24 protein-coding genes are annotated in these 24,285 nt (G+C 59.0%); 8 read left to right on the top strand and 16 right to left on the bottom strand.

Translation table 11 applies throughout. The features are described from left to right. Window positions 1-104: 104 nt before the first annotated feature. From deoC to G6R15_RS15255, 3 genes are all read left to right on the top strand, one after another. Window positions 105-1,112, top strand: coding sequence for a deoxyribose-phosphate aldolase (gene deoC / locus G6R15_RS15245; RefSeq protein ID WP_164660816.1), 1,008 nt, complete (start codon window positions 105-107; stop codon window positions 1,110-1,112). A gap of 331 nt (window positions 1,113-1,443) precedes the next feature. After that, window positions 1,444-3,777, top strand: a complete 2,334-nt coding sequence (locus G6R15_RS15250) for an aldehyde dehydrogenase family protein (protein WP_164660922.1) — start codon at window positions 1,444-1,446, stop codon at window positions 3,775-3,777. Between the two features lie 28 nt (window positions 3,778-3,805). Beyond that, the gene (locus tag G6R15_RS15255; protein WP_164660817.1) at window positions 3,806-4,621 is read left to right on the top strand and encodes an SDR family oxidoreductase; all 816 of its coding nucleotides are present in this window, start codon (window positions 3,806-3,808) and stop codon (window positions 4,619-4,621) included. A gap of 176 nt (window positions 4,622-4,797) precedes the next feature. Here the strand turns inward: G6R15_RS15255 and G6R15_RS15260 are convergent, their stop codons facing one another. From G6R15_RS15260 to G6R15_RS15290, 7 genes are all read right to left on the bottom strand, one after another. After that, the gene (locus G6R15_RS15260) at window positions 4,798-6,108 is read right to left on the bottom strand and encodes a pitrilysin family protein (protein WP_164660818.1); all 1,311 of its coding nucleotides are present in this window, start codon (window positions 6,106-6,108) and stop codon (window positions 4,798-4,800) included. Beyond that, window positions 6,105-7,448, bottom strand: a complete 1,344-nt coding sequence (locus G6R15_RS15265) for a pitrilysin family protein (protein ID WP_164660819.1) — start codon at window positions 7,446-7,448, stop codon at window positions 6,105-6,107. The genes G6R15_RS15260 and G6R15_RS15265 overlap by 4 nt, the downstream gene beginning before the upstream one ends. A gap of 114 nt (window positions 7,449-7,562) precedes the next feature. Continuing rightward, complete coding sequence (locus tag G6R15_RS15270; protein WP_164660820.1) at window positions 7,563-8,078, bottom strand: DUF3035 domain-containing protein; 516 nt, start codon at window positions 8,076-8,078, stop codon at window positions 7,563-7,565. Window positions 8,079-8,128: 50 nt separating this feature from the next. Next, window positions 8,129-8,632, bottom strand: coding sequence for a signal peptidase II (gene lspA / locus G6R15_RS15275; protein ID WP_164660821.1), 504 nt, complete (start codon window positions 8,630-8,632; stop codon window positions 8,129-8,131). Next, complete coding sequence (gene purH / locus G6R15_RS15280; protein WP_164660822.1) at window positions 8,632-10,221, bottom strand: bifunctional phosphoribosylaminoimidazolecarboxamide formyltransferase/IMP cyclohydrolase; 1,590 nt, start codon at window positions 10,219-10,221, stop codon at window positions 8,632-8,634. Before purH ends, lspA begins: the two co-directional genes overlap by 1 nt. A gap of 21 nt (window positions 10,222-10,242) precedes the next feature. Continuing rightward, window positions 10,243-11,982: a heparinase II/III family protein gene (locus G6R15_RS15285; RefSeq protein ID WP_164660823.1), complete on the bottom strand. Its 1,740-nt coding sequence runs from the start codon at window positions 11,980-11,982 to the stop codon at window positions 10,243-10,245. 82 nt (window positions 11,983-12,064) lie between these two features. Further along, complete coding sequence (locus G6R15_RS15290; protein WP_164660824.1) at window positions 12,065-13,330, bottom strand: RsmB/NOP family class I SAM-dependent RNA methyltransferase; 1,266 nt, start codon at window positions 13,328-13,330, stop codon at window positions 12,065-12,067. 89 nt (window positions 13,331-13,419) lie between these two features. On the opposite strand from G6R15_RS15290, the gene G6R15_RS15295 reads away from it, so the two are divergent. Both G6R15_RS15295 and rarD read left to right on the top strand, forming a co-directional pair. Then, complete coding sequence (locus tag G6R15_RS15295; RefSeq protein WP_164660825.1) at window positions 13,420-13,614, top strand: DUF1674 domain-containing protein; 195 nt, start codon at window positions 13,420-13,422, stop codon at window positions 13,612-13,614. 101 nt (window positions 13,615-13,715) lie between these two features. Continuing rightward, entirely contained in the window at window positions 13,716-14,621 is a 906-nt protein-coding gene (rarD, locus tag G6R15_RS15300) for an EamA family transporter RarD (protein WP_164660826.1), read from the top strand. Here the strand turns inward: rarD and G6R15_RS15305 are convergent. Both G6R15_RS15305 and G6R15_RS15310 read right to left on the bottom strand, forming a co-directional pair. Further along, window positions 14,618-15,298, bottom strand: coding sequence for an SGNH/GDSL hydrolase family protein (locus tag G6R15_RS15305; protein WP_240336778.1), 681 nt, complete (start codon window positions 15,296-15,298; stop codon window positions 14,618-14,620). The two genes, rarD and G6R15_RS15305, sit on opposite strands and share 4 nt — an antisense overlap. A 23-nt stretch (window positions 15,299-15,321) precedes the next feature. After that, window positions 15,322-15,732: a nuclear transport factor 2 family protein gene (locus G6R15_RS15310; protein ID WP_164660827.1), complete on the bottom strand. Its 411-nt coding sequence runs from the start codon at window positions 15,730-15,732 to the stop codon at window positions 15,322-15,324. A gap of 96 nt (window positions 15,733-15,828) precedes the next feature. Between G6R15_RS15310 and G6R15_RS15315 the strand changes: the two genes are divergently transcribed. Further along, complete coding sequence (locus tag G6R15_RS15315) at window positions 15,829-16,476, top strand: RluA family pseudouridine synthase (RefSeq protein WP_164660828.1); 648 nt, start codon at window positions 15,829-15,831, stop codon at window positions 16,474-16,476. A gap of 313 nt (window positions 16,477-16,789) precedes the next feature. On the opposite strand, the gene G6R15_RS15320 is transcribed toward G6R15_RS15315, so the two are convergent. Beyond that, window positions 16,790-17,635 (bottom strand): alpha-1,2-fucosyltransferase, encoded by an 846-nt coding sequence (locus tag G6R15_RS15320; protein WP_164660829.1) that lies wholly within the window; start codon window positions 17,633-17,635, stop codon window positions 16,790-16,792. A 254-nt stretch (window positions 17,636-17,889) separates the two neighbouring features. Between G6R15_RS15320 and G6R15_RS15325 the strand changes: the two genes are divergently transcribed. Then, window positions 17,890-18,324 carry a glyoxalase superfamily protein gene (locus G6R15_RS15325; RefSeq protein ID WP_164660830.1) on the top strand — a complete coding sequence of 145 codons (435 nt, stop codon included), beginning with the start codon at window positions 17,890-17,892 and terminating at the stop codon, window positions 18,322-18,324. Window positions 18,325-18,387: 63 nt separating this feature from the next. On the opposite strand, the gene G6R15_RS15330 is transcribed toward G6R15_RS15325, so the two are convergent. Continuing rightward, window positions 18,388-19,827 (bottom strand): aldehyde dehydrogenase family protein, encoded by a 1,440-nt coding sequence (locus G6R15_RS15330; RefSeq protein WP_164660831.1) that lies wholly within the window; start codon window positions 19,825-19,827, stop codon window positions 18,388-18,390. A 274-nt stretch (window positions 19,828-20,101) separates the two neighbouring features. Here G6R15_RS15330 and G6R15_RS15335 point away from each other — a divergent pair, with 274 nt between their 5' ends. Continuing rightward, window positions 20,102-20,752, top strand: a complete 651-nt coding sequence (locus G6R15_RS15335; protein WP_164660832.1) for a peroxiredoxin — start codon at window positions 20,102-20,104, stop codon at window positions 20,750-20,752. On the opposite strand, the gene G6R15_RS15340 is transcribed toward G6R15_RS15335, so the two are convergent. From G6R15_RS15340 to G6R15_RS15360, 5 genes are all read right to left on the bottom strand, one after another. Beyond that, window positions 20,753-21,469 carry a glycosyltransferase family 25 protein gene (locus tag G6R15_RS15340; protein ID WP_164660833.1) on the bottom strand — a complete coding sequence of 239 codons (717 nt, stop codon included), beginning with the start codon at window positions 21,467-21,469 and terminating at the stop codon, window positions 20,753-20,755. It lies immediately after the preceding gene. Window positions 21,470-21,542: 73 nt separating this feature from the next. Next, window positions 21,543-22,232 (bottom strand): outer membrane protein, encoded by a 690-nt coding sequence (locus tag G6R15_RS15345; protein ID WP_164660834.1) that lies wholly within the window; start codon window positions 22,230-22,232, stop codon window positions 21,543-21,545. A gap of 177 nt (window positions 22,233-22,409) precedes the next feature. Then, window positions 22,410-22,895, bottom strand: a complete 486-nt coding sequence (locus G6R15_RS15350) for a LuxR C-terminal-related transcriptional regulator (protein WP_164660835.1) — start codon at window positions 22,893-22,895, stop codon at window positions 22,410-22,412. Window positions 22,896-22,942: 47 nt separating this feature from the next. Further along, window positions 22,943-23,215: a PepSY domain-containing protein gene (locus G6R15_RS15355; protein ID WP_164660836.1), complete on the bottom strand. Its 273-nt coding sequence runs from the start codon at window positions 23,213-23,215 to the stop codon at window positions 22,943-22,945. Between the two features lie 101 nt (window positions 23,216-23,316). Beyond that, window positions 23,317-24,192, bottom strand: a complete 876-nt coding sequence (locus tag G6R15_RS15360) for an alpha/beta hydrolase (RefSeq protein WP_164660837.1) — start codon at window positions 24,190-24,192, stop codon at window positions 23,317-23,319. Window positions 24,193-24,285: the final 93 nt, after the last annotated feature.

The following is a 24,285-nucleotide window of genomic DNA, read 5'->3' on the forward strand; positions in this document are numbered from 1 at the left end:
TTTGCCAATTGGTCAAAAAACATGCCGTCAAACCCGGCGCATCGCTTGCCAATATGCCGCACCCATGCGATTTTGCGCCTCTAACTCCTCAGAGGATGCATCAGATGGAATCGCAGAGCACCCAAAGCACTGAGACACCTGTGCGCACCGCGCATCTGCCCCTAGTCACGGAACCCCGAAACCCAGGCACCGAGTTGGATCTGGATTGGGTACGGGCCGTGCAGGCCAATACCTCGGCCATCGAACGTCGCGCCGCGACGCTTCCGGGGCGCCGGTCGGTCAAAAAGGACTATCAGGCGGCTTGGCTGCTCAAAGCGGTCACTTTGATCGACCTGACAACGCTATCGGGTGATGACACCGTTGGTCGCGTGCGCCGCCTGTGCGCAAAGGCGCGCCAACCGGTGTCGGATGCTTTGCTGGACGCGATGGACATGCCCGCGATCACAACCGGCGCGGTTTGCGTCTATCACGACATGATCGAAACCGCTGTTACAGCGCTGAAAGGCACCGGCATTCCGGTGGCCGCAGTGTCGACCGGTTTCCCGGCGGGCCTCTCGCCCTTTCACCTGCGCGTGGCCGAGATTGAGGAAAGCGTGAAAGCAGGTGCCGAAGAGATCGACATCGTGATCTCGCGCCGCCACGTACTGTCGGGTAACTGGCAGGCGCTCTATGACGAGATGAAGGCGTTCCGCGTTGCCTGCGGCGATGCTCATGTCAAAGCCATCCTGGCGACCGGAGAGCTGGGCAGCCTGCGCAACGTCGCGCGCGCCTCGTTGGTGTGCATGATGGCGGGGGCAGATTTCATCAAAACCTCGACGGGTAAGGAAAGCGTCAACGCCACGCTGCCCGTCACGCTGGTGATGATCCGTGCCATCCGAGATTTTTATGACCGCACCGGATACCGCGTCGGCTATAAACCCGCAGGCGGGATTTCCAAGGCGAAGGACGCGCTGGTGTACCTGTCGCTGATCAAGGACGAGTTGGGCGATCGCTGGCTGCAACCCGACCTGTTCCGCTTTGGGGCGTCGTCCCTTTTGGGCGACATCGAACGCCAGTTGGAACATCATGTCACCGGTGCCTATTCTGCAGGCTACCGTCACTCCATGGGATGATGAGTTTGGGCAGCGGGTTCTGGGAAAATGAAAACGTAACAGTCTGGTTAGGGCTGGGATATGTGGCGTTCTTTTGGGTGCTCGAAGGTCAAGTGCGAGGCTGGCGCAAGCGGCGATTGGCCATTGTGCTTCAAGACCTGCCAGAGCGTTCCAGGGCTCTCATGCACAATGAACCATGGCTGAGAGAGCCGCCGTTGCCGGAATTCGACACACCGCAAGACCATGCCTATCGTAAGGCTCAACGAAACAGCAAATGGCTCTTACGCTTCGTTTGGGTCGCATTTCTCATTCTCAGCCCAGCTGCGCTGTGGCTGATCGAGAGGACAGCATGATGATAGTCAAAGAGATCTTCGAAACCATGGATTATGGCCCTGCCCCCGAAAGCGCCGCCGAGGCATTGGCCTGGCTGGTGGATCAAGGCGACCGGTTCGGTCATTTCATCAACGGTGCCTTCACCAAGCCCGGCGACGGCTTTGAAAGTCGCAACCCAGCTACGGGAGAGGTTCTGGCGACGCTGAGCCAGGCATCCCAGGCTGATGTAGAAGCCGCCGTCGACGCTGCCCGTAAGGCACAACCGAAATGGGAAGGTCTGGGCGGTGGGGGTCGTGCGCGCTACCTCTATGCGATTGCCCGCTTGCTGCAGAAACATTCGCGTTTGTTTGCGGTGCTGGAGTCGATGGACAACGGCAAACCAATCCGGGAAAGCCGCGACATCGACATCCCGCTGGCGCAGCGGCATTTCTACTATCACGCGGGCATGGCGCAGTTGATGGAGAACGAGCTACCGGATGCGGAAGCCTTGGGTGTCTGCGGTCAGATCATCCCGTGGAACTTCCCCCTGCTGATGCTGGCATGGAAGATCGCGCCTGCGCTGGCGATGGGCAACACTGTGGTTCTGAAGCCTGCCGAATATACCTCGCTGACGGCGCTGCTGTTCGCTGATATCTGCACCCAAGCTGGTCTGCCTAAGGGCGTAGTGAACATCGTCACCGGTGATGGTGTCGTGGGCGAGATGATCGTCGCCTCTGACGTGGATAAGATCGCCTTTACCGGCTCGACTTCGGTGGGTCGTCGCATCCGCGAGGCGACGGCGGGATCGGGCAAAGAGCTGACGCTCGAACTGGGGGGCAAGTCCGCCTATATCGTCTTTGACGACGCCGATATTGACTCAGCGATCGAGGGGCTGGTCGATGCCATCTGGTTCAACCAGGGCCAAGTCTGCTGTGCCGGATCGCGTCTATTGGTGCAAGAAGGGATCGCGGATCGCTTTTACACCAAACTGCGCGCGCGCATGGACGGGCTGCGCATCGGCAACCCGCTGGACAAATGCATCGACGTCGGTGCCGTGGTCGACCCGGTTCAGCTGCAAACCATCAAGGGGATGGTCGAGGGCAACACCGCTGGTGAAACGTATCAAGCGGTCTGTGATTTGCCCAAAAACGGCTGCTACTTTCCGCCGACTCTGATCACCGGTCTGGAGACCAGCGATCCGCTAATGCAGGAAGAAATCTTTGGCCCGGTTCTGGTGTCTTCGACGTTCCGCACGCCGGTCGAAGCGGTCGAGCTGGCCAACAACACGCGCTACGGCTTAGCAGCAACTGTTTGGACCGAGAACGTGAACCTTGCCTTGGACATTGCGCCCAAGTTGGTTGCGGGTGTGGTTTGGGTCAATGCCACCAACCTCTTTGACGCGGCGGCTGGCTTTGGCGGCGTACGCGAGAGCGGTTTTGGTCGTGAAGGCGGTTGGGAAGGCCTGAACGCCTATACCAAATCCAAGGGTAAGACCAAGGCACTGGCCAAGGTTGAAGCGGTTTCTGGCGAAGGCGCACCGGTCGACCCCGTAGATCGCACCGCCAAAATGTACGTCGGCGGCAAGCAAGCGCGCCCGGACAGCGGCTATTCCAAGCCGATCTATGGCAAGTCGGGCTTGTTGGGTCACGTGGGTCTGGCCAACCGCAAGGACGTGCGCAACGCGGTCGAGGCTGCGGTGGGGGCCAAAGGTTGGGCCAGGACCACCGGGCATCTGCGGGCGCAGATTTTGTATTACATCGGTGAAAACCTATCGGCTCGCGCTGCTGAGTTTGCCCATCGAATTGACGCAATGACCGGGAAGAAGACCGGTGCCAAAGAGGTCGAGACCTCGATCCAACGACTGTTCACCGCGGCAGCCTGGGCCGACAAATACGACGGTCAGGTGCATGGTGTCCCGATCCGGGGCGTGGCGTTGGCGATGAAGGAACCCACGGGTGTGATTGGTGCTCTGTGCGCGGATGAGGCGCCTTTGCTGGGTCTCGTCTCGGTCATGGCACCCGCGATTGCCATGGCCAACCGGGTGGTTCTGGCGGCAAGCGAGCCGTACCCGCTTGCGGCGACTGATTTCTATCAGATCCTGGAAACTTCGGACGTGCCTGCGGGGGTGGTCAACATCTTGACCGGCAGCCATGCTGAATTGGCGGGACCGCTGGCGTCGCATCTGAATGTCGATGCGGTCTGGTCGTTCTCGTCCAGAGATGTCTCGGCCGAGATCGAAAAAGCGGCGGCGGGCAATTTGAAGCGAACCTGGGTGAATAACGCCACGGCAACCGACTGGAGCGTGGACCACAGCCGTAAGTTCCTTCAGGCTGCGACCGAAATCAAGAACATCTGGGTGCCTTACGGAGAGTAGGGCTCCCTGTATATTGGGGAGACTCTACATGAATTTTGCAGGCAATACTGTCATCGTGATCGGCGGAACCAGCGGGATCAATCGTGGCATAGCCGAAGCCTTTGCGGCCTCGGGCGCTAAACTGGCCGTCGCCAGCCGATCGCAAGAGAAGGTCGATGATACGGTTACAGCGTTGAAAGCTGCTGGCGCGCAAGAGGCAATCGGGGCCGCGTTTGACGTGCGTGATGCCGAAGCGGTCGCGGCGGGCCTCAAGGGTTTTCACGACGCGCTTGGTGAGTTCGACGTGTTGGTGTCCGGGGCGGCAGGCAATTTCCCGGCTCTGGCGGCAGACATGTCGATCAACGCGTTCAAGACGGTGATTGATATCGACTTGATGGGCACTATCCACGTGATGAAAGGGGCCTATGAGTACCTGCGACGTCCCGGTGCCAGCATCATCAATATTTCTGCGCCGCAATCATACCTGCCATACGAGGGGCAAAGCCATGTCTGTGCGGCCAAGGCAGGCGTGGATCAGATCACCCGCACGCTGTCGATGGAATGGGGGCTTGAAGGCATCCGGGTGAACTCGGTCGTGCCTGGATTCATTGAAGGAACAGAAGGCGCCAAGCGTCTGGCGCCCACACCAGATGCCGAAGAGAAATTTAAGCGCGACGTGCCTTTGGGGCGCTGGGGGCAGACAAAGGATGTCGCCAATGCATGCTTGTTCCTTGGGTCAGGGCTGGCAAGCTACATCAGCGGCACGGTTCTAGCTGTGGATGGTGCTCTTTATCAACGTGGCTCGGGTCGACCGGGGCAGATGATAGGTCAAATGTTGCGATCGATGTCCGCAAGCAAAGGCTGACATAAACGCCTAAAGCGGGGTGCTCCCGCCCGTCGTCAATGTTTCTGACGAAACATCTCCTCCCGTTGGGCCGGGCACTGCGCTTTGCGCAGTGCCCGGCCCAAGTCCGCTAGCGGTGCCGACAAAGTCGGGGTCGTTCGGACGCGGGAGTTCTCCGAGATCGAGTGTTCAGGAACTCAATTGGTCGTCTCCAACCCTTCGGGCTTGCCCACCACCACGAAATGCAGTTCATCAGGCTTCAGCAGCTCGCCCGCGACCCGTTTGATGTCTTCAAGCGTGACCGCATTCACCTTGTCGTTGCGGGTGGCAATGTAGTCGATGGGTAAGTCCTGCATTTGCATGCCGACCATGATTCCCGCAATGCGACCATTGCCGTCGAACCGCAGAGGATAAGCCCCCGTCAGATAGGTCTTGGCATCCTCAAGCTCTTTCTCGGTCACGCCCTCCTCGGCCATGCGGGTCCATTCGGCGCGGATCACGTCGATGGCTTCGGCGACGCGCGCATTGCCTGACGCAACGCTGCCCAGATAGATTGAGGCCAAGTCCTTGGGCACAAGATAAGAATAGACGCCATAGGTCAGCCCGCGCTTTTCACGGACTTCGGCCATTAGACGGCTTTCGAACGACCCGGCCCCCAGGATGTGGTTCAGGATGTAGGCGGCAAAGAAATCCTCGTCATCGCGATCGATGCCGGAATGGCCGAACAGCGCCACCGATTGCGGGGTGTTGAAGTCGACCACGGTCACGCCGCCGTCAATCGTCACATCGGCCTTGCCGGGGATTGGCGCGCCGGTGGCAGGCAGGTCGGTCAGCAGCTCATCCAACAGCACACCCAGCTCATCGGCGGTTATATCACCGACGGCACCCACATAAATGCGGTCCAAGGCAAAAGCGCCTTTGTGGGATTCGACAATATCGTCGCGGGTCAAGGCGGACACGCTTTCAATCGTGCCTTTACCGTCCGTTGCGTAAGGGTGATCGCCAAAGGCCATGGCAGAAAAAGCTTGGCCAGCGATCGAGTTCGGATCCTTGGCATCGGATTTGAGCCCTGAAACCACTTGCGCCCTAACGCGGTCGATGGCGTCCTGATCAAAGCGTGGTTTGTGAATTGTCGTGCGCAGCAGGTCGATTACTTCGTCCCGGTTCTCGGTCAGGAAACGTGCCGAGATTGATAAAGTATCATCATCAGCATCATACGAGAACGACGCAGCCAGCGATTCCAACGCTCGAGCGTAGGCCCGTGCGTCCAGATCGCCAGCGCCCTCCTCAATGAGGCCCATCATTAGGTTGGCGGCACCGCGCTTGCCCGGGGCGTCCAACGACGTGCCGCCGCGAAAGCGGATTTCCAGCGCGGTGAAGGGGATCGAGTGCTCTTCGACCAGCCAGGCATTGATACCGCCCGGTGATGTTACTTCTTGAATTTTGACCTCGGCCCAGACGGGAAAGGCCAGGAACACGGCTGTGACTGTGCTCAGGAAAATCTTCATTGGGTCACCTCCTGCTCGCGCATCAGCCAGCCGGTTACGGATGTTTCAGGGTGGATCACTGATTTTGCCGCGGCGATGATCTCTTCGCCAGTGACGGCTTGCAGTATGTCGGGCCAAGCCTGAACATCCTCGACTGTCAGGCCCGAGGTCAGCGCCTGACCATAGCGGTTGGCGATCCCGTCCACATTGTCGCGGGCATAGATCTGCGAGGCGCGCAGTTGCATCTTGATCCGGTCCAGGTCGTTCGCATCGACGTCTTCGGCGATGAACTCGGCGACGGCTGCGTCCATGGCGTCCTCTGCCTCGCGCAGTGAAACGCCTTCGCTGGGTACGATGATCAGATCAAAGGTCGTTTCGTCCAGCGAGGTGCCATTGTAGAACGCGCCAACGTAGACTGCTGTCTGCGTATCGAATTGCAGTTTTTCGGTCAGATAAGACGTGGTCCCGCCACCCAGAAGCTGCGCGAGCATGAACAGCGCGGCAGCCTCTTTCTGCTCGCCCTGGTCCCGCTCTGGAGCAAGATAGGAGCGATGGACGTAGGGCTGCGCGACGCGGGCGTCCTCATAGACGATGCGCCGCGCGGCGGTCTGTGGGGGTTCCTGACTGCGGACGCGCTCCGGCAAATCCGGATTTGCGGGGATGACACCATAGTATTCGTCCGCCAGGCGTTTCACCTCGTTCGGTTCCACGTCGCCTGATACGATCAGGATGGCATTGTTGGGCGAATAATAGGTCTGATAGAACGACAGCGCGTCCTCCATGTCCAATTCTTCCATTTCGTGGCGCCATCCGATGATCGGCGCGCCATATCTATGGTTCAGGTACTGCGAGGCGTTCAGTTGTTCCCCAAACAGCGCCCGCGGGTTGTTGTCGGTGCGCTGGTTGCGCTCTTCCAGGATCACGTCGCGCTCGGTCGTGATGTCGCGTTCAGTCAGGCGGATGTTTCGCATCCGATTGCTTTCCATCTGCATCATCAGTTCAAGCCGGTCGGTCGCAACGCGTTGAAAATACGCGGTGTAATCGTATGACGTAAACGCATTGTCACGCCCGCCATTGGCCGCAACGGTGGCGGAAAATTCGCCTGATTCCAGCTTGTCCGTGGCCTTGAACAGCAGATGTTCCAGGAAATGGGCAACGCCAGACGATCCAATGGGTTCATCTGCCGAACCGGCCCGATACCAGACCATGTGCTGGACAACCGGCGCGCGGTGATCTTCGATCACAACGACATCCATGCCGTTGTCCAGAGTGAATGTTGTTACCTCTTCGCGCTGCTCTTGCTCGGCCCAAAGGGGCGTAGCGGAACAGACTGCGACGGCCAAGGCAAATGCTCGGATCATCAAACGTCCTCCGTGACGGTTGTGTGTCAACCTACGACAGGACTCTCGGTGTTCAAGGAGGGCTGACGCAAAATTAAGAAAACTTCATCCGCCCGTCAGGCCAAGACCATGTGATCATTCGCCTGCAGGTGGGGACGAAGACGTGCCAAATCCCGAATTGCGGAATTGATCTGTCTGTTGATAGGGGTCCAGCGATTCCTTGCGATAGACCTGCTCGTAACGATCCACGGGGAACAGCTTGATGCGTGTCCAACGCCCCTGTTTTTTACGGAATTCGGCGTCTTCCTGGGCAAGCGCGGTTCGTGTGTTGGCTGGAACGCCATAACGGCTGGTTGCGGCAACCAAGGCGCTGTCGGATGACGGAACGCCGGTATCCTCAAGGGCCGAAGCACGGCCTCCAAGGGCAACAACAGCATCAGCCGTAGGATTGGGGTCTGTTAGATTGGCGCCGCCAGGCGTAGGCGCAGGCAGTACGGCATAATCTTTGGGGGCGGTCAGCGGTTTGACCGGCATAACTGCAAATTCATCCGGGCCATCGCCAGTCGAACGAATATCCTTCAGGCCCTTGTCGCTACAGCCTGCGACCGCAACAGCGGCTATCAATGCAATCATTCCAAGCGGCGTCCGCATGGTCGTCTCCTGCCTGTTTCAGGGGCTTTTATCCCATTTCGTGCCCGCCGTCACGGGGCGTTTTCACCGGGACGTTTTTGTGATGTGCCATTGCCATCCAGCAGGATCAGGCCAGCTGCGCCTGCAAAGATAAACACGTCTGCCACGTTGAAGACAAAGGGATTGTTGATGCCGCAGCAAGACATGTTCAGGAAATCCAGGACATAGCCATAAAGCAGCCGGTCCACCACATTACCCAAGGCCCCCCCAATCAGCAGACCGCCGCTGATCAACATCCAGCGACTCGGTTGCGATCTCGCCAACCATAGGAATACGCCTAGGCAGATAGCGATCGACAAGCCGATCAAGATCCAGACCGAGGCCGAACTGTCGCCCTGAAACAGGCCAAAGTTGATGCCGCGGTTTTCGCCGTACTTGAATGTCAAAAGGGGCGATAACACGTCAATGCCACCGGGCTGATCGGCCACCCGCATGACATGCACGACCAGATACTTGCTGATCTGGTCGAGCAGAAAGGCCCAGAAGGCGGCCCATATGAGTGGCCCGTATCGCATCAGTGGCGGAAGTGGCGCATGCCGGTAAAGACCATGGCAAGCCCGGCCTCATCCGCGGCGGCGATCACTTCGTCATCGCGCATCGAGCCACCTGGCTGGATCACGCAGGTCCCACCAGCAGCGGCAGCTTCGAGCAGGCCGTCAGCAAAGGGAAAGAACGCGTCCGAGGCCACGGCAGAGCCCTTAGCCAAACTCTCGCCCAGGCCCAGGTCTGCGGCCATGCGACCGGCCTTGGATGCGGCCACGTTGGCGCTGTCCACACGGCTCATCTGACCTGCGCCCACGCCTACGGTAGCGTTCTCTTTGACGTAGACAATGGCGTTGGATTTGACGTGCTTAGCGACTTTCCAAGCAAACAGCAGGTCTTGCAACTGCTCATCAGTCGGCGCCTTCTTGGTCACAACCTTTAGGTCGTCCAATCCAACATAGCCCACGTCCTTGTCCTGAACCAAAACACCGCCCGCGACCTGTTTGTAGGTCGTGATGGGCGCGCGTGGATCGGGCAACGCGTCCGTCAGCAGCAGGCGCAGGTTCTTTTTGGCGGCAAAGATCTCTTTCGCCTCATCTGATGCACCGGGTGCGATCACAACCTCGGTGAAGATTTCGACGATCTTGGCAGCCGTGGCTGCGTCCAGCGGCTGGTTCAGCGCGACAATGCCACCAAAGGCCGAGGTGCGGTCGCAGTCGAAGGCTTTCTGATACGCCTCGACCAGGGTCGCGCCTTTGGCCACACCGCAGGGGTTGGCGTGTTTGATGATGGCAACGGCGGCGCTGTCGGCGGGGTCGAACTCGGTCACCAGTTCATAAGCTGCGTCAGTGTCATTAATGTTGTTGTAGCTCAGCTCTTTGCCCTGCAGCTGTACGGCTGTTGCCACACCGGGGCGGTTCGAACCATCGGTGTAGAACGCCGCCTTCTGATGGCTGTTTTCGCCATAACGCAGGGTTTGCTTGACCTCGCCCGCAAAGGCACGGCGGCGAGGGGTCTGCTCGCCAATTGCACCAGCCATCCAGGTCGACACAGCCGCGTCATAAGCGGCGGTGCGGGCATAGGCGATCTGTGACAGGCGTTGGCGGAAGGTGTAAGAAGTCTGACCGTCGTTTGCGTCCAACTCGGCCAGAAGCGCGTCGTAGTCTTCGACATCGGTCACAACGTTGACAAACAGGTGGTTCTTGGAGGCCGCACGGATCATCGCCGGGCCACCGATGTCGATGTTCTCGATCATCTCGTCATAGTCGGCACCACGCGCCAGAGCGGCCTCGAACGGGTAGAGGTTCACCACAAGCAGGTCGATGGCGCCGATGCCGTGGTCGTTCATGGCGGCGACGTGTGCGTCGTTGTCGCGCAGGGCCAGCAGCCCGCCATGCACCATCGGGTGCAGAGTCTTGACGCGGCCATCCATCATCTCGGGGAAACCGGTGATGTCGCTCACATCCTTGACGTCCAGGCCCGCCTCGCGCAGCGCCTTTGCAGTGCCGCCGGTCGATAACAGCTCGACCCCACGCGTGGCCAGTGACTTACCCAGCTCGATCAATCCGGTCTTGTCGGAAACGGAAAGCAGCGCGCGGCGCACGGGATGAAGGTCGGTCATGTGTCTGGATCCTTGTCGTGATCAGTCGAATTCGGGTTCGTCCCGGTTCAGATCGCGTATTGCAACCGCAGTGTCCTGCGCTTTGCTCAGCGACCACCGGATGCGCGTCGCATACTCCATTGCGCGCCCGGATAGAACGATCTGTTTTGTCGCGCGTGGCTTCAGGCGATTTTTTTCCAAGTAAACGCTTGGTTCCAATGACAATTTAAATTGGCCGTCATGTCGGAAAACCCAAATCTCTCCGCTCTTGAGGGCCATGGATACAGCCGCGCCGCCCAAGTCCACTGCTGCATCGACCTCGGGGTGCAGGTGCAAGCGGATGTCGAATCCCACGCCGGCCAAAACCGTGGCGTCCATCGCCTTGTCGAATTTGCGTTTGGCGTCGTCCTGCATGGCAAGCAACATGTCCTCGCCGGCCATCCCGCGCCCGTCCAACGTCAGTTCCAGCGTGCGGGCATGGGTCAGGCCAAAGACAGCGGCATAGCCATCGTGACCGCCCTGGAACCGGATGCCATCGGGGGCTTCGGACATTTCTATTGGCACATGCTTGGGTGCTTCTACCAACGCCTCGTATGCCGTGCCTTTGATCGCGTCGGCCAGGCGGGCGCTGGAATATCCATCAAGACAGAGAGTTGAATGCGAGGGTGTCGCCCGGCCCGCGCGGCGCCAATCAACACCGAAAGTTTCGCCCGAGCCACAGTTGACGATCAATGGCCTGCGTCCAGAAGTAAGCTCGAATGCAAGGGTAGACGCATGAGCATTGAATGAAGCGGCGCCAGATGGTGGCGGGCTGGCGTCGATGATGACACTTGTGCGATGCGCTGACAATCGGGCGTAGCCCATGGCAAGCCCATCGGAATGCAGCGGTTTTACCGGGCTAGCGGCTAAAGCGTGATCCAAACGCCCTTCCAGCCCACGACCGCCGCCGTGAAACCGGGCCAAGCCGCCATCCGCGTGGCGCAAAGTCCGCAAAGTTGGCGTAATGCGTGCGATCGCTGCTGAATGTTCGGGTGGCGTTCCTCGGCCGGCTTCGTGTAAGGCTGCGGCAGCCCATGTGAGCAGCGTGAACACTTCAAGTAATTCTTCGGCGTTCCGGGTTGGCAGACCTCCCTGATCGTCGATTTGTGATTGGCAATCTTGCGACAGGGCCCGAACTGCCGGGTCGGCCAGCTCTTCGCTGCCTTCCAGAGCAAGGCCAGCGTAAATCAAACCGGTCAATGCCTCGAACCGTGGCAGGCCGGGTGTCGCGGCAGGCCAGCGTTTTGACAGAAACCAAGTCTGTTGTGCGAGTGATAGGAAGAAAGCGTCGCTTTGTGCCGGCTCCGTCCCCCGCAGCAAGAACAGCGCGTGGTTGATCCAGCGGATCAGACGTCGCCCGGCCAATTCCGGTGTCCAACCCGGACCACGCCCGTCGCCATGCGCCTCGATCCAACCCCACAGCCATTTCTGCGCTTTTTCTCGCGCTGCGAAATCGCCAACAGCGGCGAGGTCATCCAGCCAGGCAAACCCGTGACGTTCAGCGTCAAAGGCGGCGTTTGGGGCTTTGACCTCCCACAAACCGCTTTCCTTGGATTCTACCAGATACCCAGCAAAGAGCAGATTGCCCGCCACCAGCTGTCGCCCGCGCGCAAACGAGCCGATGGTGCGCGGCTCGGGCTGTGAGACAAAACCGGTAAGTGATTTGCGCCGTTGGCTCAGACGTGCGTACAGACGGTTCAGGAACCGCGTGCGTCGACTGGCCATGGAATCTGGACTGAACATCGATGCTGCCTCTCACGCTCTTTGGCGTTTGGGGCAGAGGATAACGGCACAATCCGCTCAAGTCACCGATGAATAACCGAGCTTAAGCAGACTTGCGCAAACAGGCCACATAGAAGCCGTCCATACCACCGCGGTCAGCCCAATAGTCGGGGCGCAGGCGCAAGCCGCCTTCGTCGGTGTGCCAATCGGTTTCGATGCCGGGACGGTCCAGCGCATCGCGGTCGACAGTCATGTCCGGGAACATGTCTAGCGCCTCTTCCACCTGTACTTCGCCCTCGTCCGGGAGCAATGAGCAGGTGCAGAACACCATTCGGCCACCGGGTTTCAGAAGGCTCCAGGCATGGGCCAATATTTGCGTCTGCAGCTCGATCAATTCGCCAAATTGCGATCCGTCCTTGGCGTGGGGCAGGTCAGGGTGGCGGCGAATTGTACCGGTAGCCGAGCACGGCGCATCCAGCAGGATCGCGTCATAGCTGCCTTGATGGTCCAACGCGTTTTCAGTGATCAACTCAGCTTGCAGACCAGTTCGGGTCAGGTTTTCCTGCACCCGCTCCATCCGGTTTGCGCTGATGTCCAGAGCAGTGACCTTTGCCCCGGCTGCCGCCATCTGCATGGTCTTGCCGCCCGGCGCAGCGCAGAGATCGAGGATGCTTTCCCCGGCCTGCGGATTCAGAATCTTGACAGGCAGGGCAGCGGCGGCGTCCTGCACCCACCAATCGCCAGCGTCAAAACCGGGCAGGGTCGAGACCTGTTTCGCATCGCGCAGGCGCACCGATCCCGTGGGCAGAACCTCTCCGCCTAATGGGGTCGGGTCCACACCCGGTTTCAACGTCAGATCAAGGGGTGCACCTGCCAGATGCGCCAGTTCAATCTGCAACATCGCCTCGTTGCCCCAAGCCTGTGCCAGAGGGCTGCGCAACCATTTCGGCAAGCGTGGCGCGCGCAATGCGGGCCATGCTTCGGGCCCTTCTGCGGCGATCTTGCGCAGGACGGCGTTCACCAGCCCCTTGAGTCGCCCATAGCGGCGGTTGCGGGACACGATGTCGACCATCGAATTGACGACCCCATGCGCTGCCTCGCCCTGACACAGTTCGACCGTGCCGACGCGAAGTGCGTTGTGTACCGAAAGCGGCGGTTTCTTTTGCAGATGCTTCTGCAACAACCGGTCGGCGCGTTCCAACCCGCGCAACGTCTCTATCGCCAAACGCTGCGCCCTTGCGCGATCTTCGGGCGCCAGCTTGTCCAGTGCCCCGGCAGACAGGCATTCGGCCAGCAAGCGCTGTTCACCCAGAACCTGATCCAGCAGGTAGATGGCGCTGCGGCGGGCGCTGGTTGCGGGGTCTGACATGGATTGGCTCCTGGTTATGAGACCTTTGGCCACCTTGCCTTGGGTCGACGGGCGCGTATATCACGGATGTACGATAAAGGAACCCGCTCATGACCTCGACGCTTGCCGAACAAAAGAACGACCTGCCTGCTGCCGCGCAACGCGCACTGGCCGAAGCCGAAGAGCGCCGCAAGGCCGCAGACGAGAAGATCAAGACCATGCCAACGGAGCTGGGCGGTCGCGACGGGCCGGAACCTGTACGCTATGGCGATTGGGAGAAAAAGGGCCTTGCCATCGATTTTTGAGGTGGGCATCTCACAAATCTTGATGGGTCAGTGCGATGAATTTCGTTCCCAAACCCTGATCGGGTGACCTAAGGGATTGGGTATCATTCGGAGACCCTCCCATGCCCACCCCCGCTGAATCCACACAGAACGTTGACACGCCGCAGGGCCTGGCCTTTGCGATTTCGGCTTATGTGCTGTGGGGGTTTCTGCCGCTTTACCTGAAGGCCGTGTCGCACATACCCGCAGCCGAGGTTGTGGCCCATCGGGTCATCTGGTCGGTGCCACTGGCTGGCGCGCTGTTGATCCTTTTGGGGCGCACCAATGATTTGAAGGTTGCCTTACGGTCGCCGCGCATGTTGGTGATGGGCTGTGTGACTGCGGCGCTGATTTCGATCAACTGGGGGATCTATGTCTGGGCAATCGCCAATGATAACGCGCTGGACGCGGCGCTTGGTTATTATATCAACCCGCTTTTCAGCATTGCCCTGGGCGCATTGCTGCTGCGCGAGGGGCTGACACGCGCCCAACTTGTGGCGATCGCCTTTGCGGGCGTGGGCGTTTTGGTGCTGATCTTTGAATCCGGTAAACTGCCCTGGGTTGCCATCAGCCTGACACTGAGCTGGGGCTTTTATGCTTTCCTCAAGAAATCGCTGCCTATCGGACCGAACCAGGGGTTCTTGCTCGAAGTGTTGATCCTGACCATTCCTGCGCTTGGGTACCTTGCTTTCTTGGGCTCGCAAGGCGTTTCCAACTTTGGCGGAAGCGTTTCCGATACGGCGCTGTTGATGGGTTGCGGTGTGGTGACGGCGGTGCCGTTGATCTTGTATGCCAACGGGGCAAAGCTGTTGCGCCTGTCCACCGTCGGCATTTTGCAATACATCGCGCCGTCGATGATTTTCATCAATGCGGTGTTTGTCTTCGGTGAAGAAGTCGACCGCGGTCGGATGATTGCCTTTCCGTTGATCTGGGCCGGGTTGGTGATCTATTCGCTGTCGATGATCCGGAGTATGCGACGTGCGGCCTAGCTGAATTTTGCAAAAACCTCATCCGCCAGCATCTGCGCCCAAATCCGATAGGCCGACGCACTGGGATGATACCCATCCATTGCAGCATAGGCGGGCTCGGACGGGATTGTCAGTTTGAAATGATGCACCTGCGGGAATTGGTGGGTGACGTGGGCCAAACCTGTGTCTAGGCGCCGGGCTTGGGCGCCCAGCACCCACGACAATGGCTTGGGTAGGGCAGGGAATTGCTCCATCTGAGGGACGCCGGTGACCAAAACCATTGAGGCGCCGAACTGTTCGATAAGCATTTCCATAAGCATCGACTGTCTCTTGACGAATTGCTTACGGGTCACGCACCGAGTGACATCGTTGACGCCAAGTGCGGTGATCACCACGTCGAACGGCCCTTCAATATCTGAGAGCCTTTCGATTGCATCGCGTGTTGTGTGACCTGTCGTGGCCTCTAGTCGCCATTCGACGGTGAAAGCGTGACTCAAAAGTCCCACCACTTGACCGCTCAGCGCTTGGCTTTGGTGGTCCACGCCAACCCCAGCGGCCGAGCTATCGCCCGTGATCAATAGACGCAAGGTGGGGCCGGTTCCGGCGCGCCCTGCGCGAGGGCCTGCTGGTTCATCCAACAGTTGCGCCTTGCGCCGAACAGAAATCGCCTGCGCCGCCAACACTGGGACCAGCGGCACACGCAGGATTTGATCAATTGCGATCAGGACAGCGCCTCGCGGAACTTGAGGAAGCGGGCATCGGTCATCACGCGGGCATTCATCGCATCACGTAGCGCGCCGATGGTCTTGTAAGGGCGCATGACCACCTCAAAGGTCTGGATCAATCCGTCATCGTTCAGCGTGATCAGGTCGACGCCGACGGCGTCCAAATCACCGACCTTGCACTGAAACTCCAGTGCCCAGTCCTTGCCATCGCCCATCACCCGGCGATAGCGGAAATCAGAAAACACCTGTCCCACATGCCCCAATACGGCGGCAACAGGTTCGCGTCCGGTCCAGGTTTTGTAATAGGTGGGCGGCATAAAGCTGACGTCTTCGGCCAATAACTCGCGGATCAGGCTTTCGTCGCTCTTAGCCACGACTTCCTGCATCTTTGTGATTGTCGGGTGCATAGTGTCTCCTCTCCTTTTTCTCAAACGTCTGGCATCGCCAGTGTGGCCGCAAGGGCGACGTTGCGGGAGCCTGCACACTGGGGTAGGGACGCGGGCATGAGTGTTGACTATAACCCACCTACCGAACCGTTGGATGTTCTGCACGAGGACGCGCAGCTGATCCTGGTAAACAAGCCCGCGGGCCTGTTGTCCGTGCCAGGACGGGGGGAGCATTTGGCGGACTGCCTGCTGGCCCGTGTGCAAGCGGCGTTCCCGCAGGCTTTGCTGGTGCACCGATTGGACCGGGATACATCGGGGGTAATGGTCTTTGCGCAAACGCCGCACGCGCAGCGGCATCTGGGGCTACAGTTCGAAAAACGCCAAACGCGCAAGACCTACGTCGCACGGGTTTGGGGGCGGCTAGAGCCCAAGACCGGGACTGTCGATCTACCACTGATCGTCGATTGGCCAAATCGACCGCGTCAGATGGTGTGCCACGAGACCGGCAAGGCGGCGGTGACGGATTGGCGAGTCAGCAAGTATGAAGGCGAGACGACGCGGGTAAAGCTGAGCCCCAAGACCGGTCGTTCGCATCAGTTGCGCGTACATATGCTGGCATTGGGTCATCCGATCCTCGGCGATCCCTTCTATGCCGAAGGTCCAGCGCGCGATTTCCCGCGCCTGATGCTGCATTCGGAAGAGTTGCGGATAAAGCACCCAGAGGGTGGCGTCTCGATGAAGTTTCGCGCCAAGGTGCCTTTCTAGGCCGTTCCGGGGGCTCCCGCGTCCGAGCGATCCTGACTGCGTCAGCACCGCTAGCGGACCGGGCCGAGCGCCGGGCGGTGCCCGGCGCGGTCTCGCCTGTTGCAGGTGTCGTGATCTACTGGGCGACGCGTCGACAGTGGCGGCGCTAGCGGGAAGGGTGATCAAGCACCAACCGCCGAGCGTAGCGAGGCCCGGCCCAACGGGAGGAGGTGTCCCGAAAGGGGCATCGACGACGGGCGGGAGAGCCCCCGTTGTTTGAAAATAAGCTAAGGGCGCATGCCGACAGCGTCAATTTTGGTAACAAGACAAGGACCTACGTGTCGATCCGGTGCCAACCTGAGGGCAGAATGTCCGGGTTCGACAGGTTGGGGTCACCGAACCACTTGGAGGGCCCCGCGACCTGTTTGCCGGGCGTCTGGTTCAGCCAAGCCCCCCACCAGCTGAACGACGAATTCCCGATGATGTTGTGCTGAGACAGGCTCATCAGGCGCATGTCTTCGAAATCGGTATCGGGACCATTGAAATCCACCACCACCTTTTCAACAGGCAGAGGCAGGTTGTCTTTGGCCCATTGCGGATCGTCCGAGAAGACAAAGACCGTCGGAGTGCCCTCAACACTTTCCAGCACACGCGCCAATGCGGCCTCGTAATAACTCTGATCGCAAAGCACATGCGCATTCAGGCTGACATAATCACCACGCCGGACGTGGAGCGAGATGGCTTGCGTCTCGCCTATGCGCGCGGCCATTTCAGCATTCTGCGTGTTTGAGAACGCGGGAAAGGTAAAGGCACGGCGGATGTGATCCGCGATAAGGGAAAAATACCTTTCGCTTTGCCAATAGCCGTGCAGATAGGTGCTGTCTGCCCAGTCTTCGAATTGTGGATTGTATCCCAATCCCTGTTCGCGTCGGAACTTGGGGCTGTTGCCAAAGGCACGCCACAGCCCATAGCGCAGCAGAGAGTCGGATTTCAGCGGCGGTTGCGGTTTCGGCTCGACCAGAGGCAAATCAAACACCCGCGTCAGAACCCCTTCTCCGCGTGCAATGGCGCCGCGTGCGTCCAATGCAACCTGCGTTCCGACACGCGCTGCCAATCCAGCGGCGGCGGCATATTGGAACATCTGATTGCCGAGGCGGCCGTGCAGGCGGGTGATGATCATCGCGGGCAGTTCCTGGTGAAATCCTATGTGACTGTTTAGGCGCTCCCGCCGGGCAACGCCAGCCGTGCCGTTGACATCGCAGATCAGGCTTCTTAACTGATGGGCTCAGGTTCGGGTCCCCTGCCGCTCGCGGCCATTTGGCTATGGTGAAACCCGATTTGATACATCTGACGCCCCTTTCATGGCGCGCCCGGATGGCAATGCGAGCCCCGTCCAAGTTCTTGCGTGTCCGTTTGAAAGAAACGAGGCAAACGATGACAATTGTTCAAAACATTGCTCCGGTATCGGAGCTGAAAGCTCAGGCCAAACGCCTGAGAGAGAAACTGCGCGGCACCGGTGTGCAGCTCAGCCACAGTGAATCGCTGGAGCTGGTGGCCACCCAACATGGTGTGCGCGACTGGAACACTCTGCATGCGATGGCGGGGAATCGGATGCTGTTGCGGGTCGGCGACCGTGTGCGCGGCACCTATCTGGGACAACCGTTCCGAGGTCAGGTCCGAGCTTTGACCACGATCGGGGACGGGGCGCATCGTCGTGTCACCCTTCATTTCGATCAGCCGGTGGATGTGGTGACATTCGACAGCTTTTCGGCCTTTCGCCAGCGGGTGAGTGGCGAGATCGGTTGGGATGGGCGTTCGACGCGCAAGACATCGGACGGGCAGCCGCAGCTGGTTGTGATGCCGGAATGACAAAGAAAACGGGCCGGGCAGATTGGAACTGCCCGGCCCGAATTGTTTTATGCCAACGGGGGCTTACTCAGCTGCCCAACCGCTGACGGCTTTGACTTCCAGGAAATCTTCAAGGCCATAAACACCGCCTTCGCGGCCGTTGCCCGACTGCTTCATGCCGCCAAAGGGCGAGCCCGCACCACGGCTGGTGCCGTTCATTTCCACCATGCCGGAACGCAGGGTGCGTGCCATTCGATTCAGGCGCTGCGGGTCCTGGGTCTGGACATAGTTGGTCAGGCCATAAGGCGTGTCATTGGCGATCTCGACCGCTTCCTCTTCGGTGTCGAAGGGGATCATAGTCAGGACCGGGCCAAAGATTTCCTCGCGCGCGACGGTCATCTGGTTGTTGGCGTCGGCAAAGACCGTGGGTTTGACATAGTAGCCTTTGTTCAGACCATCCGGGCGACCGGTACCACCTGCGACCAGCTTGGCACCTTCGTCGATGCCTTTCTGGATCAGGTCCTGGATCTTGTTCCACTGCAATTCGTTGACTACGGGGCCGATGTGGCGACCTTCGTCTTGTGCATTGCCGACGGAAACCATCTGCGCGACCTGACCTGCGGTCTCGACCGCCTGATCGTACACTCCGCGCTGAACCAGCATCCGGCTGGGGGCGTTACAGCTTTGGCCGGTGTTGTTCATCATGTGCAACACGCCGCGCTTGATCGCCTTTTCGTCGGCGTCATCAAAGACCACATTGGCGCCTTTGCCGCCCAGTTCCAAGTGGACTTTCTTGAGCGTATCGGCAGCGTTTTTGGAAATCGCCGTGCCCGCACGGGTCGAGCCGGTGAAGCTGACCATATCGACATCAGGATGGCTCGACAGTTGCGAGCCGACGCCAACGCCGTCGCCATTCACGAGGTTAAAGACACCGGCAGGGAAACCAGCTTCATCCATCATTTCGGCGAATATCATCGCATTCAATGGGCTTTGCTCGGATGGCTTCAGAACCATGGTACACCCCGCAACAGCGGCTGCACCGACCTTGAGCGTGATCTGGTTCATTGGCCAGTTCCACGGCGTGATCAGAGCAGCAACGCCAATCGCTTCGTGAATGATTCGGTCGTTCGGGGCGTGATCACCAAGCGGTTTTTCGAACTGGAACTTCTTGGCGGCTTTGACAAAATTCATCAAATGCCACGCACCTGCGCCCACTTGCTGCGTGCGAGCCATGTCGATGGGGGCACCCATTTCCGCGGACATCGCTTGCGCCAGATCTTCGGTCCGGGATTGGTAAACCTCTGCCAGTTTCTCGACCAGGGCAATGCGTTCCTCGACCGGTGTCGCCATCCACCCGGGCAGGGCTGCCTTGGCTGCGGCGACGGCGGCGTCGGTGTCGGCCTGATCGCCCAATGAGATCACCGCGCAAGGCTCTTCCGTCGATGGGTTGATCACTTCAAAGTCGTTTGCGGCTGCGGGAACGACCCACGCGCCGTTGATGTAAAAGTTGCGGTTTTCGATCATGTCTGAGTCTCCTGATCCTGCCAAAAAACGACCAATCGGTCGGATTTTTGGCCAATGTGTCACCACCCCCATTTCCGAGCAAGGGGTAAACGGATGAATCGATCACGTCATCCGGGTGAAGCTCCTCCGCAGATAAAACTGCGCATCGCGCGCCGCATTGCAAGCAGGATTTGTTGCCCCACCGTCACTTTGCCCCTGTAACCTCACGGCAGAACCACTAAGTTGAGCGAGTCAGGACGATCCCCCCGGATTTTCATATCAAAGGAGATGAACCATGGGTTTGCGTATTAACGATACGGTTCCGAATTTCACCGCAGAAACCGATCAGGGCACCATTCAGTTCCACGACTGGGTCGGCGACAGCTGGGCGATTCTGTTCTCGCACCCCAAAGACTTCACCCCTGTCTGCACCACCGAGTTTTCGGCTGTGGCACAGTTGGCCGATGAATGGGCTGCACGCGGCACCAAAGTGATCGGCGTGTCTGTTGACGGCGTCGAAGACCACAAGAAATGGAAGGGCGACATCGAAAAATACGGCAACGCCGCCGCCGGTTTCCCGATTATCGCAGACGAAGGCTTGGCCGTATCCAAGGCATTCGACATGCTGCCCGCCGAAGCATATATGCCCGACGGTCGTACCCCGGCCGACAGTGCCACGGTGCGCTCGGTGTTTATCATTGGCCCTGACAAGCAGCTGAAACTGTCGATGACTTACCCGATGACTGTAGGCCGCAACTTTGCCGAAATCTTGCGCGCTTTGGACGGGTTGCAGATGTCGGGCAAAGGTGTCGCGACACCCGCCAACTGGGTTCCGGGTGAAGATGTGATCATCCCACCGGCCGTTAGCAACGAAGATGCTAAGGCGAAGTTTGGCGAGTTCGAGACAATCTTCCCCTACCTGCGCAAAACCAAAGCGCCTGAATAATCAGGGCTTTTGAGGGCGCAGCGCCAGTTGCGCCCGATAGATACCCCGTTTCCATTCGCGCCCCAGCTTACCGCTGGGGCGTATTTTTTTCTGGATTGTTGATCCGCCGATTTGCGCCGCAATCTCGCGGTTGCCAGTGCCCAGAACGGTGTGGACCGGCTGCCCTGTGATCCAATGCATTTGCAACAATGTGTCCACGGGACGGTCGATCTGCTCTGTCACGGCCAACAACCGCCGAGCAGCTTCGCGCCCCACCACTTGGCAAATACATTGCAGGCCGATGATCTTGGGTAGCATCAGTTTTTGCGCACCCTTTTCTGCGAAGACCTGCGCTGGTGCTTCGCGCTGCTTTACGGGCAGCCGAATGTAGCTGTCGACCGTGGCGTGTTCCCGCAGCAGCTCTAGCGTTTGGGAAAAGCGGTCTGGATCAATCGCCAAATCATCCTCGGTGATGATGGCGACGTCGATATCTTCCTCGACCAGCTTGCGCCAAATACGGCGATGGCTTTGGAACACGCCAATTTCGGCTGGTCGCAAGGCAAAGGGGTAGTGCGGTTTGAACAGATCTCCGGGATGGCATTGCACATCGGCAATATCGACTGGGTCGCGCCCATTCACAGCCTCGCTCAACTCAGCATTTGGCAATTGCTCGACCAACGCGTCGGCATTGGCACGTCGTGCCGTGCTGGTGGACATGTGAATGATAAAAGATCGCATGACCCGATGCATACAGCGCCGGGTCATGCGGGGAAAGCGAAACTGGGGTGGGGGCTGCGTTCGCTTCTTTGACTTAAAACTTGAACCGGACGCCCAGATTAAGGCTGAAGTTGTCCAGATCATCCGACACTGTGCCGGTGTTTGCCCCGGCCCCACTCAGGCGGCTGCTTGCGACGTCAAAAGCGCGGGAATACCGGGCATCGACAGTCAACGCCGTGTTGCTGTTAAAGTCGTAGCTGACACCGGCAATAGCCTGTGCGGCAAAGTTGGTGTCGCTGTCGCGGATGCTCACGCCCGAACCATAAACCAGATCATAGCTGGTGCGTTGTGCGCCCAGACCAAAGCCAACGAACGGGGTAAACGCGCCCTGTTGCTTGAAATCGAACAGGACATTGGCAAAAACCGAGGCCGAAGAGATATCGCCGCCGGTGTTGGCCTCACTCCCCGCGCCATTGCCGGTAAAGTCAAGCCTGTCTACGTCGTTGTTGCGATAAGATAGTTCCAACTCAACACGAGTACCGATGTTGGAATTGCTCCACTGCGGGATCTCGCGGCCCACGGCGATACCGATGCCATAGCCACCGTCGAAATCGCCCAATACCGACTGCGGCGTGCCGCCGATAATGCCGGACAGGTTGGTATCTTGCAGTTGGTTGTAACCCAAAAAACCCTGGACATAATATCCGTCCGGCAAGGTTTGGGCGGACAGCGTTGTTGCCGACAGCATCATGGCAGTCGCGGCGAAAAGATGACGGGGACGCATCGGGTGATCCTTTGTTCAGTCAGTTGATACAGGACCATTTGCCCGTCATCTGCGCGATTGAAAGGGGCACAGCCGTCACGTCTGATCACAGATTTTTCTGCGCTGGTGAATGAATAAAACCGGAAAGGAATAAATCCCAAGTTTGCCTGAGGGTGGACACTCACGAGGCTGAGAGCGTCAGTTTTGGCCGGGTTCTCTCAAGACAGGCTCGGCGATCAGGTCTTCAACAAAATAGCTGAGCAACTGCATGCGCCCTGACACGCCGGCCTTGCGGTAGACGGCGGCGCATTGGGCCTTGATCGTGCCGTCCTTAGTCTGGCGCAGGGCGGCAATGTCGGCAACCGACAACCCCTTGAGAGCCAGCATGGCGACCTCGCGTTCGGCCTTGCTGAGGTTCCATTCCTCGAATTGATCCTGAATGAGTTGTTCGAAGGCACCAGAGGCCATGTCGAGTTGACGCTGCATATGCGCCTTTCGCTGGTCGAGCGTCCGAATCTGCATCGCGGTCGCGACAATTCCAGCGATCAGTGCAAGGCTCAGAACCATTTCAAAGGCGTGAACATGGCGAAAGCCCAGAGGTTCAGGCATCCCGGTCCAGTCCATGATGCCATCGACCACGAAGAAGGTGGCGCAGAGGGCCTGCACCACCAATAAAAGCCACAACCAGATTTTCCCTGATGTCCTCAAATGGCTCCTATTCCGGGACGCGCTCAGTCGTCCTCTTGCTCAATCTCGATTTCGACCACCGAACCATCGGCCTGGTTCAGCACCAGTTTAGTTTCCACACCATCCTTGAGAACTTCAACCTCGATCTCGTCGTCTTCAAATTCAATTTCCTGCACCTGATACCCCTGCTCTTCGAGCAAGGCGCGAATGGCGGCCTCCTCTGTGCCTAGGGTATCACCCAAGTTGAAGTTGGCCATCGCAAGGGCAGGTGCGGCAAGCATGGCTGCGGTCAGGGTCAGTGTTTTGAAGGTCGTCATCGGTAAGTTCCTTTTCGGCGTTGATGATGACACCGAACTGGGAAGCGATGGCCGGGACTGCGATTGGTTTTTGGTTGATTTGACCGCTATTGCACCCGAGTTTATGCGATTTCGGCTCGTTTCGTGACCCAATCCGCAACCATGGGCCAGATTTCAGCGCGTGCCGGGGTCGATGCCAGAATACGCCCGTGTTCATAGTCTTCTGCGAACCCTTGTTTCAGGCCGCAGACCCGAACGGTGTGATCAAAGCTGCCAAAGGCGTTGGCAAAACTTTCGCACCCCGCGCGTGGGGCAATGAAGTGATCGCCGCCCGCGATCAGGCAGAGCAAGGGAAAGTGAAGCGCTTTCAGTGCCGGCAGATAGTCGAAGCCGTCTGACCCCAAAAACGTGCGTTCCAGGTTCCAGCGACACCATTGGTGCATGAGAAGAGCGCTTTCCGGCTCAGAGCCAATGCCAAGTTGGCGCGGTGGAATGACGTTGATGGTTTCCAGATATCTCGCCATTTCGGAAATGCGTTGGCGGTGCTCGGGACGTTCTGCTGCCTGATGCGCTTGGGCCGCCATGGTGACAAGGCCACGGACACTGCCATTGGCCAGATCGGGATTTCGAGCGGCCCACATGCCAACAACTAATCCGCCGCCAGAGTGCGTGACGAAAAAGGCCGAGCGCTTTCCGGTTTCCGCCCGAACCAAATCAAGCACTGCCGGAATGTCCATCTTTGCGACGGCGTCGAAATCAAAGGGAGCGCCTGGCGCCTCGCTACCACCACGCCCGCGCCAGTCCATCGCCCACACGTCCCGACCATCATCGGCCAAACGCCGTGCAAGACCGGTGCATCCTTCGTGGCTGGAAAACGTGCCATGTACCACGATGACCGGAACCCCGCCGGGATTGGCAAAGCGATAGCAGGCGATGCCCACGCCATCAGCGCAGCGGGCAGTGTAGCGGATCGGGGAAATCTGAGGATCGGCTTGCATGGCAAAAGGCTAGCAGGCCAATGATTGCCATAGCATCTGAAACCCCACGTAACAATTTGCCATGAACAAACGAAAAAGGCCCCGACACTGGGT

Origin of the sequence: Tropicibacter sp. Alg240-R139, from assembly GCF_900537075.1 — a bacterium.
Classification (GTDB): domain Bacteria; phylum Pseudomonadota; class Alphaproteobacteria; order Rhodobacterales; family Rhodobacteraceae; genus Falsiruegeria.

What these genes read in the sequence shown, in the direction of transcription:
- G6R15_RS15260 (WP_164660818.1), bottom strand. Translation starts at nt 6,108, where the DNA reads ATGAAGATTTTCCTGAGCACAGTCACAGCCGTGTTCCTGGCCTTTCCC.
- G6R15_RS15355 (WP_164660836.1), bottom strand. Translation starts at nt 23,215, where the DNA reads ATGACGACCTTCAAAACACTGACCCTGACCGCAGCCATGCTTGCCGCA.
- G6R15_RS15295 (WP_164660825.1), top strand. Translation starts at nt 13,420, where the DNA reads ATGACCTCGACGCTTGCCGAACAAAAGAACGACCTGCCTGCTGCCGCG.
- G6R15_RS15270 (WP_164660820.1), bottom strand. Translation starts at nt 8,078, where the DNA reads ATGCGGACGCCGCTTGGAATGATTGCATTGATAGCCGCTGTTGCGGTC.
- G6R15_RS15340 (WP_164660833.1), bottom strand. Translation starts at nt 21,469, where the DNA reads ATGCGATCTTTTATCATTCACATGTCCACCAGCACGGCACGACGTGCC.
- G6R15_RS15310 (WP_164660827.1), bottom strand. Translation starts at nt 15,732, where the DNA reads ATGCACCCGACAATCACAAAGATGCAGGAAGTCGTGGCTAAGAGCGAC.
- G6R15_RS15335 (WP_164660832.1), top strand. Translation starts at nt 20,102, where the DNA reads ATGGGTTTGCGTATTAACGATACGGTTCCGAATTTCACCGCAGAAACC.
- G6R15_RS15330 (WP_164660831.1), bottom strand. Translation starts at nt 19,827, where the DNA reads ATGATCGAAAACCGCAACTTTTACATCAACGGCGCGTGGGTCGTTCCC.
- rarD (WP_164660826.1), top strand. Translation starts at nt 13,716, where the DNA reads ATGCCCACCCCCGCTGAATCCACACAGAACGTTGACACGCCGCAGGGC.
- G6R15_RS15345 (WP_164660834.1), bottom strand. Translation starts at nt 22,232, where the DNA reads ATGCGTCCCCGTCATCTTTTCGCCGCGACTGCCATGATGCTGTCGGCA.
- G6R15_RS15255 (WP_164660817.1), top strand. Translation starts at nt 3,806, where the DNA reads ATGAATTTTGCAGGCAATACTGTCATCGTGATCGGCGGAACCAGCGGG.
- G6R15_RS15320 (WP_164660829.1), bottom strand. Translation starts at nt 17,635, where the DNA reads ATGATCATCACCCGCCTGCACGGCCGCCTCGGCAATCAGATGTTCCAA.
- purH (WP_164660822.1), bottom strand. Translation starts at nt 10,221, where the DNA reads ATGACCGACCTTCATCCCGTGCGCCGCGCGCTGCTTTCCGTTTCCGAC.
- G6R15_RS15285 (WP_164660823.1), bottom strand. Translation starts at nt 11,982, where the DNA reads ATGTTCAGTCCAGATTCCATGGCCAGTCGACGCACGCGGTTCCTGAAC.
- G6R15_RS15250 (WP_164660922.1), top strand. Translation starts at nt 1,444, where the DNA reads ATGATAGTCAAAGAGATCTTCGAAACCATGGATTATGGCCCTGCCCCC.
- G6R15_RS15290 (WP_164660824.1), bottom strand. Translation starts at nt 13,330, where the DNA reads ATGTCAGACCCCGCAACCAGCGCCCGCCGCAGCGCCATCTACCTGCTG.
- G6R15_RS15325 (WP_164660830.1), top strand. Translation starts at nt 17,890, where the DNA reads ATGACAATTGTTCAAAACATTGCTCCGGTATCGGAGCTGAAAGCTCAG.
- deoC (WP_164660816.1), top strand. Translation starts at nt 105, where the DNA reads ATGGAATCGCAGAGCACCCAAAGCACTGAGACACCTGTGCGCACCGCG.
- G6R15_RS15315 (WP_164660828.1), top strand. Translation starts at nt 15,829, where the DNA reads ATGAGTGTTGACTATAACCCACCTACCGAACCGTTGGATGTTCTGCAC.
- G6R15_RS15360 (WP_164660837.1), bottom strand. Translation starts at nt 24,192, where the DNA reads ATGCAAGCCGATCCTCAGATTTCCCCGATCCGCTACACTGCCCGCTGC.
- G6R15_RS15265 (WP_164660819.1), bottom strand. Translation starts at nt 7,448, where the DNA reads ATGATCCGAGCATTTGCCTTGGCCGTCGCAGTCTGTTCCGCTACGCCC.
- lspA (WP_164660821.1), bottom strand. Translation starts at nt 8,632, where the DNA reads ATGCGATACGGGCCACTCATATGGGCCGCCTTCTGGGCCTTTCTGCTC.